Raw genomic sequence first — 16,933 nt, forward strand, 5'->3', positions numbered from 1 at the left:
GTTTATGCGCTCGCCTTTGCGGCGGCTGCTTCCAGGTCATCGACGACGGAGTGGAAGTATTCCAGGAAGTTTTCGCCATCCAGTGGGGTTTCACCGACCGGAACCATCGGAATGTTTTTGGCTTCGGCGGCTTCGCGGATGCGTTTGGTCAGGTCGGTTTCGGTTTGCGGGTTGTAGATGAGTACGTCGAGTTCGTCGTTTTCGATGAGTTCCAGGAATGAGGCCAGGTCAGCGGCGGCGGCATCGCTGTGGTTCAGCGTGGCGTGCCGGTATGACTCTGGGGTGACTTCGTCCATCTTGGTGTGGGTGAGGATGTAGTCGGCGATCGGGTGCGTTTGCGCGATGTTGATGGCTGGCAGGGCTTTGATTTGCGCGGCGATCTCATCTAGTTCGGCGTTGAGTTCGTCGATTTTCAGTGGCGCATCTGGGTGGGTTTCTTTGATGCGGTCGGCAACGCCGTTGGCCACGGTGGATAGTGCTTTGGTGTCGAACCAGACGTGTTCGTTGTTGGCGACGTCGAAGGTGTTGTTGTCGCCGTAGTACTGGGCGTGTGCCTCGGTGCCTTCTGGTTTTTCGTTGCCGGAGTTGTGCTCGTGCGGGGTTAGTGGCAGGGCGTGGATGACGATGTCTTCGTCGAGAGGTTCGTAGAGCCAGGCGTCGTATCCGCCGCCACCGGCGACGACGACGTCGGCTTCGTTGGCGCGTGCCAGGTCGGCTGCGGTGGGTTCGAAGTGGTGGGGGTCGGTGTTGGTATCGCTGATGATGGTGCGGATATTTGCGACGGATTCGTCGTCGATGACGGCTTTGGTGAGATCGCCCCACACGCTGGTCGAGGCTACGATTTCGATGGTGCCTTCGCCGCCCGCGGCGGTATCGCCGTTGCTTGCCGACGTGGCAGCGTCCCCGGAGCCTCCTGTTTCTCCCGATGAGCAGGCTGCCAGGAACATCATGGCGGCGGTGGCGGTTGCGGTCAAGACTCCTCGACGTTTCGTGATCATAGTTAACACTATGGTGGTGGTGAAAACAGTTGTCAATTGAAAATCTAGTGAAAATAAGCAGCGTGACGGCGTCTTCCTGGCCTGCAACGGGCCGTAAAACCGGAGTGCTCGCTCGTCGTTAAGGCCGTGAAGAATGGCCTGGCCGAAGCCCGGTAGAATCACCCGCATGGCACCGCGATCACGGGCTGGGCTCAGCAAAGGAACTTTGGCATCGATTGCCGCCGATCTGGGCGTGTCCCGTACGACGGTTTCTAATGCCTATAACCGCCCGGATCAGTTGTCCGCGGCCACCCGTGACCGCATCATGGCGGCTGCGAAAGCCCGCGGTTACCCGGGGCCGGATCCGACGGCGCGTTCGCTGCGCACGAAGCACGCCGGTTCTTGGGGTGTGGTGCTCACCGAGCATCTTTCTTATGCCTTCGAGGACATGGCTTCGGTGGATTTTTTGGCCGGGATTGCCGAGTCCACCCACGGCACCGATTTTTCGCTGACGTTGATTCCCGCGGGCCCGGACACGCTTGCCGACGCCACCACTAACGCAGCCACCGCAGCCGTGAACCAGGCCGGGGTGGATGGTTTCATTATTTATTCTGTGGCTGCGAACGATCCCTATTTGCGGGCGGCCTGCGCGCGTGGGTTGCCGGTGGTGGTGTGTGACCAGCCGACGGATTCTGGCGCGCCTTTCGTGGGTATTGACGATGATGCTGCGATCCGCCCGGCTGTCCGTGCTGTGTTGGAGGCGGGCCACCGGCGCATCGGTGTGTTGTCGATCCGGCTGTTCCAGCAGCGTGTTGATGGGGCTGTGGCTGCCGCCGATATTCCTGGGGCAGACATGCACGTGCAGCGCGGGCGGGTGTCCGGGGTATTGGATGAGTGTCGGCGCGCCGGGCTGGATCCCGCGCAGATCCCGGTGATTTCACGGCATATTAACGACGCCGATAATGCGCGCAGTGCCGCCCGCGAGATGCTGGATACGCACCCAGAATTGACTGCGATTGTTTGCACCACGGATTCCATGGCTTTGGCGGTGTTAAATGAGGCCCGTGAGCGCGGGATTTCGGTTCCGGAGCAGCTTTCGGTGACTGGTTTCGACGGTATCGCGGAAGCTCGGCATGCAGGTTTGACGACGATCATCCAGCCGAACAAAGCCAAAGGGGCTGCGGCCGGGCGTGTGTTGCGTGGGCTGATCGACGAGCCGGATAGTACGCCTGTGCGCAGGATTTTGGGGACTTCGCTATATCCCGGTTCTACGGTGGCTCCGCCACATAATTAGAACTCGCGTTCTGTGGAAATTGCGCAGAATCTGTAGTTATGTGAGCGGTAGAAGGCAGAATATCGACGTGATGGAAAGGAGGAAATGATGGCCGTTCGCCATATCCATCTGACAGAAGAAGAAGCCGCCCGGCAATTAGAGGATTTAGAGGCAAGCGTGGAAGGTGGAATCGAAGAATTTGAAGCACGTGCTTACACGTATAGTCTTTCGCCGAAAGAAGCGGGTGTGTGGGACCGGATTGAAACTTTAAGGTGGTTGCTTGGCATTGAGTAGTGCTGATGAAAAATTGTTAGAGGGTAAAGCTGATGAGCTGGCTTGGACATTGACGGATGCGCTGGAATATTTTGCTGACAATGACTTTGTTCTTGAAACCGTGATTGCGCAATCCGCACGCGGTAATTCCATTGTTATTCAGTTCGCGCAGAAAGAAGACTTACCCAAAGTGGTGAAGTTGAAGTCTCGGGGATGGCCGGTTTTAGGCCTGGGGATGAAGATTAATTGCACTTGGGATTCTCAAGGGAAGCATCTAGCGGTTGAGAAGTCCTCGATTCGTGTGATGCCTTATGGCAGTGATACCGAAGCACCGTTGTTTCGTGTGGAGTACGTCAAGGATCAGGATTCTCACCGCCCGAGTTCGCACATTCATGTCCATGCGCATCGTGATGAATTCACGCATCTCATGGGCTTTGCTTCCAAATTTGATGTTGAGCGGACAAAGAAAGTGCGTAATTATTTTCGGCGGGGCACGCGGCTATCAGAATTGCATTTCCCTACTGGTGGGCATCGCTTTCGGCCATGCTTGGAAGACGTCTTGGAAATGCTGCGCGTGGAGTTCAAGCTTGATGTTGATAACAGTAAATGGCAGCAACACCTACGTACAGCGCGTGAAAACTGGCGCAGAACACAGCTGGCTGCAGCGGTAAGGGATTGCCCGGATGAGGCGCTCCGTGTACTTGTCGACGAATACGGGATGCCGGAGCCAATTGGTTGGACATTGCCGGAATTCGACACGGCTTGGCAGAAAAAGTTTGCCCGCAGCTAAGCGGCTGCGCGTAGCAGATTGCATAAAGTTGCCGTGTCAACTGCATTTTCCTGGCTTGTCATTCCTTATTGAAAATTGCACCCAGCCCCAGTGTGTTGCGCTTCTTAGAATCGGGATTCTGCACAAAAGCAGAAATCCAATCATGACAAGGAGAGTGCACATACATGCGCGCTGTAACTATCCATGCTGCCGGCGATATCCGTGTTGAAAACGTCGCCGATGCACAACTAGAAAAACCTACCGACGCCGTCATCAAAGTTGCGGCGGCTTGCGTGTGCGGCTCTGACCTTTGGCCGTACCGCAGTGACGAAGAGGTAGACCCAGGTGCTCGCATGGGCCACGAATACGTCGGCCAAGTCACCGAAATCGGTTCTGAGGTTCAGGATATTCAGGTTGGCGACTGGGTTGTTGGTTCCTTTGTTGCTAGCTGCGGTAAATGCGAAATCTGCCAGGCGGGCTACCCCTCTGGCTGCTTAAACCGCGAATTTATGGGCGGCGTGGGCACCCAGGCGGAATATGCTCGTGTCCCGCTTGCCGACGGCACCCTGGTGAAATTGCCTGCCGAACCAAATGAAGATCAGTTGCGTCACGTGCTGGCTGCCTCTGATGTGCTGGGTACTGGCTGGTATGGCGCAGATGTTGCCGGTGCTGGCGCAGGCAAGATTATCGGCGTGGTCGGCGATGGTGCCGTGGGCTTGTCTGCGGTTTTGGCTGCCAAGCAGTTGGGCGCGGAGCGCATTGTGGTCTCTTCCCGCCATGAATCGCGCCAGGAGCTGGCGAAGAAATTTGGTGCCACGGACATCATTCCGGAGCGTGGTGAGGAATTTATTGAAAAAGTAAAAGAACTGACCGACGGTGTGGGCCTGCATGGTTGTGTTGAGGCCGTGGGTACGGACGGTTCGATGAAACAAGCCATTGGTGCTACCCGCCGCGGCGGCAATGTGGGCTTCGTTGGCGTTAGCCATGGGGTGGAACTGGATGGTCAGGATTTGTTCGCTTCGCTGGTTTCGCTGGAAGGCGGCCCGGCTCCAGTGCGCAAATACCTGCCAGAATTGGTTGATTTAATCTTTGCGGGCAAGATCACACCGGGTGATGTTTTCGATAAAACTCTGTCGCTAGACGACGCCGCCGCAGGTTATGCAGCTATGGACCGTCGTGAAGCCATCAAGGTCATGCTTAAGCCGTAAACGGTGTCATTTTCATTAACGTCCGCTTGTTGAAAATATATCGGCAATGATGTTTAATGAAAATGTACTGAAAACGAGGCGGAAAGGATGTCAGAAAATGACTCACGCAATCCACGAAGAGCACACCCACCAGCACGGCCCAAACTGCGGTCACGTTGCCATCCCGCACGATGATCACGTCGACTACGTGCACGACGGCCACCTGCACCGCGAGCACGACGGTCACTGGGACGAGTGCGAAAATGAGCAGCACCAGCCACACGAAACCCACGAGCACGAGCACGGCCCAAACTGCGGCCACGTTGCTGTGCCACACGATGATCACGTGGACTACGTGCATGACGGCCACCGCCACGCCTTCCACGATGGCCACTGGGACGAGCACTAAATCCCTCGCCGCAGCCTTTGCCCCTTGGCTGATTAAGCCCTAGCGAGGTACCTGCCGCGCCGGGCCGCCAGGTCCTGCAATACATTCGCCACCTCGTCAATATCTGCGACCCGGTGGCCCGCGCAGGTAGCACCGGCCCCGACCTTGATGCCCACATCATCGGGGCCGAGCACGGCGAAGGCATTTTCATCGGTGACATCGTCACCGAGAAACACCACGGCATCTGCCTGTAAGCGCTGTTTTTCGCGCTGCAGCCAGGTGCCTTTTGTGATTTCTAGGGCGGAAAACTCCACCAAATTTTTTCCGGGGGTGACGGGGAAGCCGCGTGCAGCAACCTGGCGGGCACGCTCTAGGATCTCTTGTGCAGCCGCTGGGTCCTCCACTGCCAGGGGAGCAACATGAAATACCCGCTGGAATGGCTTATTTTCCACGTAGGTGCCGGGGTGTTGCGCGGCTAAATCCTCCAGCTCGGCGCCGACGTCGTCTAAGAAGTTCTGTTGTTTCGCCGTCAGTGGCACCGTGGCCCCGTCACGGTCTTCTGCTCCGTGTGAGCCAACCAGCAATATGGGCGGTTCCAGCGGGCATACTTTTTCTAAACCAGCCACGTGTCGGCCGGATAGCACCCCGACGGTGGTGTTGGACAGCTCGGATAGTTCCCGCAGTGCTTGTAGCGAGCCGGGGTGGGCGTGCACAGCATAGGGGTCAGGGTCAAAGCCGGCTAAGGTGCCGTCGAAATCGGAGACGACTAGCAGGCGGGGGCTTTCTGCGGCTGCCACAAAAGCCGGGTGTGTGGCCAGAGAGTGCGGGGTGTTCATGCCCCACATGATAGTGGCGCGTCGGGTGGCCCGGTTCCTGCAGGGCCGAGCCTGGGGTCAGCTGCCGGGCGACCAACCCGCGCTACGCTGCGTGGGTGGCCTACAGCACGAACATGCGCAGTGCAGGTGAATTGATCGGCTGCCCGTCGTCCAGCTGTATGACTAGCTCGCCGCGGCTGTCGAAGTGCAAGGCGAAGCGATTGCCGGACTGCAACAAGTCCGCAATGTGGCTGTGTACCCAGGCGGCGGTTCCGGTGCATTCGGTATCGATCTCGTCGCTGATGACTTCATTGAGCAGCACAAAGCTGGCGTCATTAGCGGCGACGGACGCGCCGGAGTCATCGCTGAAACTCACCTGGGCCTGCAGTGGTGCGCAGCCGGTGTATCCTGCCATGCTGTTTTGGCTGAAGCCCAGGCGCGGCACCCCGGCGATATCGGTTGGTACTTCGGTGGGGTCTTCTGGCGCGGAATAGATGTGGGTGATCTGCCACGTGGAGTCTAATAGGGCGCCGGTTTCTTCATTCCCGCAGGCAGCTAAGCCCACACTGGCGCTGAGCAGCACCCCGGCCACCACTTGTCGACGCTTTCGGTTCGGGCTGGGATTCGAGCTGCGGCTAAAGCTCAGTTTCATGGGCGCTCCCCACTTCCGGGAGTGAATTTGCTCGGGTTGAGTTCGTCCGAGCTGAACCTATCCAAGTTGGACAGGAAAGACTGCGCCCACCGGGCTACGTCATATTCCAACACGTGGGCGTGCATGTGCTGCATACGGTCCCGCATGCGCTCCGGCTGCTCGCGTAACCCCGCCACGGCGGTGACCATCGCGGCTTTGATCGATTCCATATCGAAAGGATTGCACAGCACTGCTTGCGGTAATTCGTTGGCTGCGCCCGCAAATTCGGAAAGCACTAGCGCGCCGGTGCCGTCGTTGTGGCAGGCGACGTATTCCTTCGCCACCAGGTTCATGCCGTCTTTAAACGGGGTGACCACCATGACATCGGCCAGGCGGTAGTAGCGGCGCAGTGTTTGTTTGGGCACGCTGGTGTGCTGGTAGTGCACCACGGGGTGGCCGAAGGTGGAAAAGCGCCCGTTGATGCGCCCGACGGTTTCTTCCACCACCGAGCGGGTTTTGCGGTAGTGCTCGATGCGCTCGCGGGAGGGGGTGGCCAGTTGCACGAAGGATACTTCGCGCGGATGCAGCACCCCGGCTTCGAGTAATTCTTCAAAAGCTTGTAGCCGTTCGACGATGCCCTTGGTGTAATCCAAGCGGTCTACACCTAAAAACACCACCTGCGGGTTACCAAGATCTGCCCGTAGGCGCGCGATTTCTGCAGCATCGGCGTCTGTGAATTCCAGCTGTGCTGCAGAATCCAAAGAGATAGGGAATGCAGCCACCCCAACCTCGCGGGCATCTGGGGTGGTAATCCGCGCGGTGATTTCCCGCAAACTCGCAGTACCTAGTGCAGAAAAACCCGGCCCCTGCGGCGTCGATTCCAGGCTATCGCGGGCGTCATGGTTGGAGACCCCATATCCTGCAGCCACTAACTGTAAGAAGTGGTTGGCATCGGTGGTGAGCTGAAAGCCCACCACATCGGCGCCCAGTAGCCCACGGATGATTTCGTGGCGCCAGGGCAGTTGTCGGAAGATATCTGGGTGTGGGAAAGGGATGTGTGCAAAAAAACCGATGCGCACGTCCGGGCGTAGTTGGCGCAGAATGCCGGGGACTAATTGCAGTTGGTAGTCCTGAACCCACACGGTGGCCTCGGGCGCGGCTACGGCGGCGGCGTGTTCGGCGAAGCGTGTGTTGACTTCGCGGTAGGCAGTCCACCATTCGCGGTGGTAGGTCGGGGGAACAATCAGGTCGTGGTACAGCGGCCACAGGGTGGCGTTGGAAAATCCTTCGTAAAACGCCTCGTAGTCATATTCTGAGAGTGTGACCGGGTGCAGCAGAGCCCCGGCGTCGTTGTAAAACGGCTCGGGGCTGGCATCAGCCACACCGGGCCAGCCAACCCAGCAGCCTTGTCGGGATTCTAAAATGGGGGAAAGCGCAGAGACCAGCCCGCCGGGCGAGGCTTTCCATTCTGTGGTGCCGTCGGCGTTGCTGAGCAGGTCCACGGGCAGGCGGTTCGCGACCACCACGAAATCATGCGCGCCGACGCCGTGGCCGTTGTGCCCATCATTCACCGTGGTACCTCAATCACCGTTTTGCTCAATCACCGTTTCGTTTACTCACCGTGCCACCGTTCCGGCAGGCTTAGTCAGCAGATTTCTTGGCTGTGGATTTCTTGGTGGCCTTCTTAGAGGTCTTTTTCGCAGACTTCTTCGCGGTTTTCTTCGTCGACTTCTTGGAGGCCTTCTTCGCAGTCTTCTTCGTCGACTTTTTGCTGGACTTCTTGGTGGCTTTCTTCGATGCCTTCTTGGAAGTCTTTTTGGTGGTCTTTTTGGCCGTGCCGGAGCCTTCTGCAGAATCGTCTGCCGGCTGCGGGTTTTGCTCGGCCAAAACCTTGGAGTGCACTAGCCCTTCTGGTTCTACACCGAGCATGCACATCAGGGTCACGCCATCCATGAAGTCTTCGGCGTAGGTGGCAACGATGCGCCGGGCGGCAGAAGCGGTTTGTTCTTCGACTGCCTGTTCTTGTTCTACTTCGGGATGCTTGTCAGTGACCTTTGGTGGCATGGAGTGCTTCCTCCTGGAACGGTATCGTTTTTGGGTCTGCTGTGCGTTTTACCTACAACGCTGTGCGTCTTACCTACAACTAGGCCATTCTACGCTATGTGTGGTCGGTTTTGCGCTGTGAGGTCTGGGTTTCCGGGGTCCGTGTTTGCGCGGCGTGCGCGTCGCTGCTGGCGCTGGTGCTTGCCGACGCCTGCTTGCCCGCGTTGGTTCCGCTACTCCCGCGGGGGATGCGCCGTGCTGCGGAGCTGCCTTTGGCGGCGGCTTTGGCGGCCTGGCGGTAAGAGAATCGTCCGGCGCGTTGCACGGCGGCGTAGGCCCGGTACGAGCGGGGGCGGCGCAGGTTGCGGGCTACTTTTTCGCCGAAGACCACACCGGCTGCCAGGGCTGCGGAGATCGCGATGGCGCCACCGGCATTGGAAAAGCCGACGATCGCTTGTTCGTTGATCATCGCGTACATGCCGCGGTAGAGCATCAAACCGGGAAGCATGGGGGTATAGCCGCACACGGCGACGATCAGTGGTGGGATTTCATAACGGCGAGCCAGCAAACCACCGGCCAGGCCGATGATTCCCGCGGTTACGCCCGAGGCCAGCACCACGCCGGCGCCAAGGGGCACCATGATGCCGTAGTAGAAGATCATGCCTGCTCCAGCGGTAGCTCCAGCCACCGCCACAGCGGAACGGCGCGCCTGGCACGCGAAGGCGAAACCAGCAGAAGAAAGCGCGCCGAGCACAATGCGCAGTGGGATCTCGTGTGCGTTTGGTGGGCTGGTGTGCTCTAGCGGTGGGAGCTGCCAGCCGACCAGGATGGCGAATTGAATGCCTAGTGCCACACCACCGACGATGGCGCCGGTCATCAGAATGGCTTCGAATAAGCGCGCTGCCGAGGAGACCGGTGCGCCGGTGATGCCATCGACGAAGCACTGCACCAGCGTTAAACCTGCCACCAGCACGATGATGCCGGAAGCAATCAGGTATGACGGCGAGAAGGTCCAGCCGATATTGCCTGCGAAGGTATAAAAGCCAGCTGCGGGCACCGTGGCGATGAATCCGCCCACCACGTTTTGGTAAAACGCGGGTAGCCGGAATTTCGACAGCCAGGAGTTGGTGGCCATGATCGCGAACGAGATGATGAACGCCAGGATTCCCACTGCGGCGTCGCCACCGAGCATCACGGATACACCGCCGCCCAGCATGCCCCAGCCGACGTTGACCATCTTCGGCGAGTGTGGCGGTACTTCGGCCATGATGTTGTCGAGGATTTGCTCGGCGCGCTCTGGTGGGGTGGCGCCGGACTGGATGGAGCGGATTAGCCGGTCCACGGCGGTGAGTTTGGAGAAGTCCACCGTCAAGTCTGGTGCCACGCGGAAGACGTTGACGGGGATGCGCTCGTTGATGGTTCCGATATTGGCGTGGATCGTGATCGTTTTTGTGGTGATATCCACGTGTGCCTGGTACAGGCCGTAGGCGCTAAGCACGGAGTGGATTTGTGCGCGCACGTCCGAGTTGGAGTTGCCGGATGAGATCAGGATTTCCCCGATGCGGGCGGCGATTTCCATGACTCCGGTCAGATGCGCCGGGTTGGTGAGGTCCACCGGCGCCAGTGGCGATGGTGGTGGGGCGGCCTTGGCGGCGTCGACGGTGGATATTTTGGAGCCGGTGCCCCGCAGGTTTGTTTTCAGGTTGTTCAACCAAGACACAGTGGCTATACCTCATATCGCGCGGTTGCTGGGGGTGGTCTGTACAGTCTGTGGGGATTTTACATGTTTTGGCGGTGTGGCTTTTGCCCGGAAGAGTGCCCTGGCTGGCGGGATGATTTTTCTCTTGCCGACGCCTGGGCTAAAGTGTTTTCCCGTGCCCCCGCGCATACCGCAATGCTGTGTAGATGCAGCAGTGGTTGCGAGGAACGGTTGCACGGTGCTGGAGTGGCGCAATTGGTAGCGCAACGCACTTGTAATGCGTCGGTTGCGAGTTCGAGTCTCGTCTCCAGCTCATTATTCCCCTGGCAGGGTTACTTACCGCCAGGGGAATTACTGTTATTTTCCCTTGTCTGGTAATTCGGCTCCGCGCCTTGTGCGTGCCGATTTGTGGCTGTATTGATTCTCTGGCGTTACAAGAATGTAATTTTTCTCATCAAGCATAAAGATTTTTGTTCTATTATTGTTCAACATTTTCGGGAAACTCACAGCTAAGAGCTCCCTATTGTTCGATAGGGTGCGGAATTTTACCGCGAAAACCGGGGTATTCTGCTAGGTTTCAGTCGAATTGGGCTTGCCGATCCCTGAAAAAAGCCTGTATCTTGTCGTTAGCAAGCTTGTTGTTCAGCTTGAACTTCCCTGACCCCAAATATGGGGCGACGTCTGATTCCCGGAAGGAATTATTTTGAATCACCACATTCCCATGAACAAGGCTGTGCGCCGTAAAGGCGTTACCATTGCGGCCGCTGCTCTCTCCGTGGCGCTGGTTGCACCATTTGCGCAGTCCGTTGCCTACCCTGAAATTTCGGCTGCTGCGCAGGCGCAGGAAAATACCCGACAGGAGCTTACCCTCAAGCGGAATCCACCAGTTTTTTACGCGGAGGATGCTAAGCGTGGTACTGAAGGTGCATTTCGTAGTGGTTCTGGGCGCCATGTTCGAAGCACAGGTGTTTTAGCTGACACTTACTTTCCGGCTGGAACGAAGTTTGAGCTTGCCGATCCATCGTGGACCTTCAACAAAGGCGGATGGTTCGGATGGAATAAAAACGACGATGGAAGCGTCGTGAGCGCAGGGCCGGGTTCCCCATCTGAGATGCAAAATCCGCAAACGGGAAGCGCGTCCCCTTTTGTAGTTGAAGATACCGGCCAGGTGCTATTTGGACTAGGTTCCTTGGCTAAGTTCGGCGACCGCATGATGATCCCGATGCGTGCGCGATATTCTGCACAAGATCCAGAAACTGGCCAGACCCGTGAATATGTGTGGCGTTTCGAGCAAGGAATTCAGGTCGGTGACAAGAATGCTCCGGCGGATGCATCCAACGCTACTTGTGCACCCGGGGAGCACTGGGTGAACCCACCTGTGAACCTGAATCAAAATATTCTTGGTCATACTATGACCAAGGCAACCCAAATTGAGGTTCAAGGTCAGGGAACCGAAGTAACACCTCCGACCCTGAGTGGCCCAATTCTTTCAGGAGAATCGTCGATTTCGGGAAATGCGGATGGAACTGGTGCACTCCAGAGCCGACGTGCAACTATTACCGTAAACGTTCCTGGCTTGGAGCCGTTAACCACCAGGGCGGGTATTGCCGGGAAATGGTCAATTTCGCTTCCATCGGGTGAGACTTTTAAAGACGGTCAAGAAATCTCCATCACGCGAACAACTTCTGATGGCAAAAAATCCCTAGCGGTTAAAGCAACCGTCGGCGACGGTCAGAATAAAGACCGCGTTGCGCCACCAACGCTCAATCCGGTCGTAGTCGGAGCTGAAACTATCTCTGGAGTACGTACCGGCTATGCTCCGGTGTTCGTAAAATTCCCTGGTAAAGATCCAATTTGGGCAGCTCCAAAGGAAGATCACGAATACCGTCATGGCGAGTGGTCGATCAATGTGCCGAGCGACGTGTCGTTGAAAGCTGGCGATAAGATCGAGGTCACCGCTGGGTACGGCGGAATTACCCTCGGCACGCGTAACACAGGTCGTGCTGCGAACGTTGGAACCGGTGCGTCGAACTACGGTTTCTTGAACGAGGTTTCGGGATTGACTGGTGGATGCTATAAAGATGGCGAAACGCCGAAGGAGAACCCTTCCCAGGTTGATCTGAAGTTGACCCCAGAGGGTGATATTGATGGTCAAGTGGGCCAGCCGATTGATCCGGTTGGGGTCAACGTAACGAACCAACCTGAGGGGACAAAGGTTAAAGTCGACGGCCTGCCAGATGGCTTGAGCTATAACCCTGAGACCAAGCAAATTGAGGGTACACCGACAGCGAAAACGCCAGAGAGCGGTACTGAAGCTACGATCACTCTCGTCGATGAGCAAGGAAACGCAGTAAAGAACGCTGCCGGTCAAGACGTTTCCTCGAAGATCCGCGTCACGATTTCGCCTGGAAATGAAGCCCCAACTGCTCCTTCGATTTCTGGTGATGCTACTGCTGATGGCAATAAGGTTCCTGAGGGTAAGGCGACCAAGATTGGTCAGAAGGTTGCTAATCCGACTGAGGATATGGGCGGTACCGTCACTATTGATGGCAAGCCTGTTGATAATGCGAAGGTAGTTGTTGATCCGCAGTCTGGTGAGATCACTGTTACGGTTCCTGAGGGAACTTTGGGTGATGGTGTTACTGAGAAGCCTGCGAAGGTTCAGATCACTGATAAGGATGGCAACAATGTTGGCGAGCCGATTGATGCGAAGGTGACTAAGGAGCTTCCTAAGCCTTCGATTTCTGGTGATGCTACTGCTGATGGCAATAAGGTTCCTGAGGGTAAGGCGACCAAGATTGGTCAGAAGGTTGCTAATCCGACTGAGGATATGGGCGGTACCGTCACTATTGATGGCAAGCCTGTTGATAATGCGAAGGTAGTTGTTGATCCGCAGTCTGGTGAGATCACTGTTACGGTTCCTGAGGGAACTTTGGGTGATGGTGTTACTGAGAAGCCTGCGAAGGTTCAGATCACTGATAAGGATGGCAACAATGTTGGCGAGCCGATTGATGCGAAGGTGACTAAGGAGCTTCCTAAGCCTTCGATTTCTGGTGATGCTACTGCTGATGGCAATAAGGTTCCTGAGGGTAAGGCGACCAAGATTGGTCAGAAGGTTGCTAATCCGACTGAGGATATGGGCGGTACCGTCACTATTGATGGCAAGCCTGTTGATAATGCGAAGGTAGTTGTTGATCCGCAGTCTGGTGAGATCACTGTTACGGTTCCTGAGGGAACTTTGGGTGATGGTGTTACTGAGAAGCCTGCGAAGGTTCAGATCACTGATAAGGATGGCAACAATGTTGGCGAGCCGATTGATGCGAAGGTGACTAAGGAGCTTCCTAAGCCTTCGATTTCTGGTGATGCTACTGCTGATGGCAATAAGGTTCCTGAGGGTAAGGCGACCAAGATTGGTCAGAAGGTTGCTAATCCGACTGAGGATATGGGCGGTACCGTCACTATTGATGGCAAGCCTGTTGATAATGCGAAGGTAGTTGTTGATCCGGAGACTGGTGAGATCACTGTTACGGTTCCTGAGGGAACTTTGGGTGATGGTGTTACTGAGAAGCCTGCGAAGGTTCAGATCACTGATAAGGATGGCAACAATGTTGGCGAGCCGATTGATGCGAAGGTGACTAAGGAGCTTCCTAAGCCTTCGATTTCTGGTGATGCTACTGCTGATGGCAATAAGGTTCCTGAGGGTAAGGCGACCAAGATTGGTCAGAAGGTTGCTAATCCGACTGAGGATATGGGCGGTACCGTCACTATTGATGGCAAGCCTGTTGATAATGCGAAGGTAGTTGTTGATCCGCAGTCTGGTGAGATCACTGTTACGGTTCCTGAGGGAACTTTGGGTGATGGTGTTACTGAGAAGCCTGCGAAGGTTCAGATCACTGATAAGGATGGCAACAATGTTGGCGAGCCGATTGATGCGAAGGTGACTAAGGAGCTTCCTAAGCCTTCGATTTCTGGTGATGCTACTGCTGATGGCAATAAGGTTCCTGAGGGTAAGGCGACCAAGATTGGTCAGAAGGTTGCTAATCCGACTGAGGATATGGGCGGTACCGTCACTATTGATGGCAAGCCTGTTGATAATGCGAAGGTAGTTGTTGATCCGGAGACTGGTGAGATCACTGTTACGGTTCCTGAGGGAACTTTGGGTGATGGTGTTACTGAGAAGCCTGCGAAGGTTCAGATCACTGATAAGGATGGCAACAATGTTGGCGAGCCGATTGATGCGAAGGTGACTAAGGAGCTTCCTAAGCCTTCGATTTCTGGTGATGCTACTGCTGATGGCAATAAGGTTCCTGAGGGTAAGGCGACCAAGATTGGTCAGAAGGTTGCTAATCCGACTGAGGATATGGGCGGTACCGTCACTATTGATGGCAAGCCTGTTGATAATGCGAAGGTAGTTGTTGATCCGCAGTCTGGTGAGATCACTGTTACGGTTCCTGAGGGAACTTTGGGTGATGGTGTTACTGAGAAGCCTGCGAAGGTTCAGATCACTGATAAGGATGGCAACAATGTTGGCGAGCCGATTGATGCGAAGGTGACTAAGGAGCTTCCTAAGCCTTCGATTTCTGGTGATGCTACTGCTGATGGCAATAAGGTTCCTGAGGGTAAGGCGACCAAGATTGGTCAGAAGGTTGCTAATCCGACTGAGGATATGGGCGGTACCGTCACTATTGATGGCAAGCCTGTTGATAATGCGAAGGTAGTTGTTGATCCGCAGTCTGGTGAGATCACTGTTACGGTTCCTGAGGGAACTTTGGGTGATGGTGTTACTGAGAAGCCTGCGAAGGTTCAGATCACTGATAAGGATGGCAACAATGTTGGCGAGCCGATTGATGCGAAGGTGACTAAGGACATCTCTGAGGTCGTCGATCCAAACTGGAACGACACCAACCTTCCAGATGATGGTTCACGCGTAAACGTTCCTAACACCGGCGATGAGATTCCTCATGACACCGATGTTGACCTGTTGGTTGGCTATGGTGAACACAACAAGGGCGAACAAGACTGGACCGTACGCCTGGAAGAAGACGGATCAATTACCGTTATCCCTGGTGGCGATGCAGCGCCAGAGGACTCCATCGAAGTACACGTGGAACTGACCTATGCAGACGGCTCCACTGAGACTAAGACATTCATTGTCAAAGTCCCTCTAACCTTTGAAGGATTCTTCCCAGAAAATCTCGGCGAGCCAGACTATCCAAATAGTGAAGGTTCCGATCGTCCGAATACGCCTAACACAACCCACGGCGAGTTCGGTCCAATCACAGGTGAGGATTCTGGTGACATCACTGCAGGAGATGTCTTCGACCAAGCCGATCGTTTTGACCCAGAGTGGAACGATACCGACACACCTGAGGACGGTTCCGCTGTCACCGTTAACAACACCGGTGATGATTTGCCGAACGGCACCACAGTTGAACTTGGCTGGGGTCACGGACTTCACAACAAGGGCACGCAAGACTGGGATGTCGAGCTGGAAGAAAACGGCGCCATCACCGTCACTCCAGGCGCTGATGCTGAACACGGCGACTCTGTCTTGGTCCAGGCGGTAATCACTTACGCCGATGGTTCAACGGAGACTAAAGAATTCATCGTTCAGGTACCAGTTTCCGGCGAAGAGTACGTACCTGGAAACTTTGGCGAGTACGGTCCAATGCTGCAGTCTGAAGAAACCGAACTCACCGCTGAGGAAGCTTTCGGTCAAGCTGAGATGATCGAGCCTAACTGGGCTGATACCAACACCCCTGAAGACGGCTCTCCTGTCACGGTTAAGAACACTGGTGATGCCTTGCCTCACGGCACTAAGGTAGATCTTGGCTGGGGCCACGGAACCCACAACAAGGGTACGCAAGACTGGGACGTTGACCTGGAAGAAAACGGCGACATCACCGTCAAACCAGGCGCTGATGCTAAGCCAGGCGACTCAATCGTCGTCGAGGTTTCCATCACCTACCCAGATGGAACCAAAGAAACCAAGTCCTTCGTCACCCAAGTACCAGTCACTGGCGAAGAGTTTGTACCAGGAAACTTCGGAGAGCTTCCAGTACTGACTGGTGATGATAACGATGACCTCACCGCAGGTGATGTCTTCACTGAAGCACCAACGGTTAACCCAGTAAACCCAGGTGACAACACCATCACCGGTACCGGTAAACCAGGCGCTACCATCACGGTCACCGGACCTAACGGCTTCTCCACCACCACAAAGGTGAACGAGAATGGCAACTGGTCTATCGATGTCCCTGGTGGAGCAACCCCAGAATCGCAGTACATCGTTTCGCAGAAGGATGGTGACAAGGCTGAATCCGACCAGGTTATCGTGACTGTCGGCAAGGGTGGCGGCGAGCCGGTGAACCCAGGTCTGTCGTCCGGTTCCAGTAACTTCGACATTCCACGGCACCTGCAGTGCGCAGTGTTTGCTGGTGGCGTCACCGCCATCCCACTGATCCTGCTGTCGCCACTGCACAACATGTACGAACTGGTCATGAACCCGCACCTGGCTGGCCTGCGGGAGCAGTTCAACCGCGAAATCCACGCGATTGACCAGCAAGTGCGCCGTAGCGTGGGACCAGAAGGACGCGCTGCACTTGACGTTCTGGATCACATCAACGGTCGCCTGCACCAGTTCAACCAGCAGCTGGGCCAATTCGCTCACGAAAACCGCCACATCGGCCTGGCAGCAGCTGCCATCGCCGTGGCCGGCCTGAGCTACCAGCACTGCATGAACACCCAGGCCGACCAGTCCTCCTCGGCTACTGGTTCCTCGGTCGACCTGTCCTCTTCCTCCAGTGAGCAGCAGACAGAGTCCCGCGGAATCCTCGGTTGGTTCCAAGGACTGTTCAACCGCAAGTAATAACGCGGAA

12 protein-coding genes and 1 tRNA gene are annotated in these 16,933 nt (G+C 56.1%); 7 read left to right on the forward strand and 6 right to left on the reverse strand.

What is annotated here, in order from left to right; genetic code table 11:
- Positions 1–2 precede the first annotated feature (2 nt).
- Positions 3–998, reverse strand: a complete 996-nt coding sequence (locus L9H78_RS01710) for a metal ABC transporter solute-binding protein, Zn/Mn family (protein WP_249620301.1) — start codon at positions 996–998, stop codon at positions 3–5.
- A 166-nt stretch (positions 999–1,164) separates the two neighbouring features.
- Between L9H78_RS01710 and L9H78_RS01715 the strand changes: the two genes are divergently transcribed.
- The 5 genes from L9H78_RS01715 to L9H78_RS01735 all read left to right on the forward strand — a co-directional run bounded on the left by L9H78_RS01715 (position 1,165) and on the right by L9H78_RS01735 (position 4,888).
- A complete protein-coding gene (locus L9H78_RS01715; protein ID WP_249620302.1) occupies positions 1,165–2,271 on the forward strand; it encodes a LacI family DNA-binding transcriptional regulator in 1,107 nt (368 codons plus the stop codon).
- A gap of 84 nt (positions 2,272–2,355) precedes the next feature.
- Positions 2,356–2,544 carry a hypothetical protein gene (locus L9H78_RS01720; protein ID WP_249620303.1) on the forward strand — a complete coding sequence of 63 codons (189 nt, stop codon included), beginning with the start codon at positions 2,356–2,358 and terminating at the stop codon, positions 2,542–2,544.
- Positions 2,531–3,313 (forward strand): hypothetical protein, encoded by a 783-nt coding sequence (locus L9H78_RS01725; RefSeq protein WP_249618257.1) that lies wholly within the window; start codon positions 2,531–2,533, stop codon positions 3,311–3,313. Before L9H78_RS01720 ends, L9H78_RS01725 begins: the two co-directional genes overlap by 14 nt.
- 164 nt (positions 3,314–3,477) lie before the next feature.
- Positions 3,478–4,500 carry a zinc-binding dehydrogenase gene (locus tag L9H78_RS01730; RefSeq protein ID WP_249620304.1) on the forward strand — a complete coding sequence of 341 codons (1,023 nt, stop codon included), beginning with the start codon at positions 3,478–3,480 and terminating at the stop codon, positions 4,498–4,500.
- Positions 4,501–4,597: 97 nt separating this feature from the next.
- Positions 4,598–4,888 carry a hypothetical protein gene (locus tag L9H78_RS01735; protein ID WP_082936040.1) on the forward strand — a complete coding sequence of 97 codons (291 nt, stop codon included), beginning with the start codon at positions 4,598–4,600 and terminating at the stop codon, positions 4,886–4,888.
- A gap of 32 nt (positions 4,889–4,920) precedes the next feature.
- On the opposite strand, the gene otsB is transcribed toward L9H78_RS01735, so the two are convergent.
- From otsB to thrE, 5 genes are all read right to left on the reverse strand, one after another.
- Positions 4,921–5,703 (reverse strand): trehalose-phosphatase, encoded by a 783-nt coding sequence (otsB, locus tag L9H78_RS01740; RefSeq protein WP_249620305.1) that lies wholly within the window; start codon positions 5,701–5,703, stop codon positions 4,921–4,923.
- 100 nt (positions 5,704–5,803) lie between these two features.
- Entirely contained in the window at positions 5,804–6,334 is a 531-nt protein-coding gene (locus tag L9H78_RS01745; RefSeq protein ID WP_249620306.1) for a hypothetical protein, read from the reverse strand.
- Positions 6,331–7,884, reverse strand: a complete 1,554-nt coding sequence (locus L9H78_RS01750; protein ID WP_249620307.1) for an alpha,alpha-trehalose-phosphate synthase (UDP-forming) — start codon at positions 7,882–7,884, stop codon at positions 6,331–6,333. Before L9H78_RS01750 ends, L9H78_RS01745 begins: the two co-directional genes overlap by 4 nt.
- 70 nt (positions 7,885–7,954) lie before the next feature.
- On the reverse strand, positions 7,955–8,377 hold the full coding sequence (locus tag L9H78_RS01755) for a hypothetical protein (RefSeq protein ID WP_021352422.1): 423 nt from the start codon (positions 8,375–8,377) through the stop codon (positions 7,955–7,957).
- 94 nt (positions 8,378–8,471) lie between these two features.
- Positions 8,472–10,076 (reverse strand): threonine/serine exporter ThrE, encoded by a 1,605-nt coding sequence (thrE, locus tag L9H78_RS01760; protein WP_249620308.1) that lies wholly within the window; start codon positions 10,074–10,076, stop codon positions 8,472–8,474.
- A 219-nt stretch (positions 10,077–10,295) separates the two neighbouring features.
- Here thrE and L9H78_RS01765 point away from each other — a divergent pair.
- Positions 10,296–10,368: transfer RNA gene (locus L9H78_RS01765), tRNA-Thr, on the forward strand.
- Positions 10,369–10,758: 390 nt separating this feature from the next.
- Positions 10,759–16,923 carry a YPDG domain-containing protein gene (locus L9H78_RS01770; RefSeq protein ID WP_249620309.1) on the forward strand — a complete coding sequence of 2,055 codons (6,165 nt, stop codon included), beginning with the start codon at positions 10,759–10,761 and terminating at the stop codon, positions 16,921–16,923.
- Positions 16,924–16,933: the final 10 nt, after the last annotated feature.

The organism is Corynebacterium pseudodiphtheriticum, from assembly GCF_023509295.1.
In the GTDB taxonomy this organism is placed as follows: domain Bacteria; phylum Actinomycetota; class Actinomycetes; order Mycobacteriales; family Mycobacteriaceae; genus Corynebacterium; species Corynebacterium pseudodiphtheriticum.

Excerpts from the sequence above, each read along its gene's own strand:
- L9H78_RS01710 (WP_249620301.1), bottom strand. The coding sequence starts at position 998 with ATGATCACGAAACGTCGAGGAGTCTTGACCGCAACCGCCACCGCCGCC.
- L9H78_RS01715 (WP_249620302.1), top strand. The coding sequence starts at position 1,165 with ATGGCACCGCGATCACGGGCTGGGCTCAGCAAAGGAACTTTGGCATCG.
- L9H78_RS01720 (WP_249620303.1), top strand. The coding sequence starts at position 2,356 with ATGATGGCCGTTCGCCATATCCATCTGACAGAAGAAGAAGCCGCCCGG.
- L9H78_RS01730 (WP_249620304.1), top strand. The coding sequence starts at position 3,478 with ATGCGCGCTGTAACTATCCATGCTGCCGGCGATATCCGTGTTGAAAAC.
- L9H78_RS01735 (WP_082936040.1), top strand. The coding sequence starts at position 4,598 with ATGACTCACGCAATCCACGAAGAGCACACCCACCAGCACGGCCCAAAC.
- otsB (WP_249620305.1), bottom strand. The coding sequence starts at position 5,703 with ATGAACACCCCGCACTCTCTGGCCACACACCCGGCTTTTGTGGCAGCC.
- L9H78_RS01745 (WP_249620306.1), bottom strand. The coding sequence starts at position 6,334 with ATGAAACTGAGCTTTAGCCGCAGCTCGAATCCCAGCCCGAACCGAAAG.
- L9H78_RS01755 (WP_021352422.1), bottom strand. The coding sequence starts at position 8,377 with ATGCCACCAAAGGTCACTGACAAGCATCCCGAAGTAGAACAAGAACAG.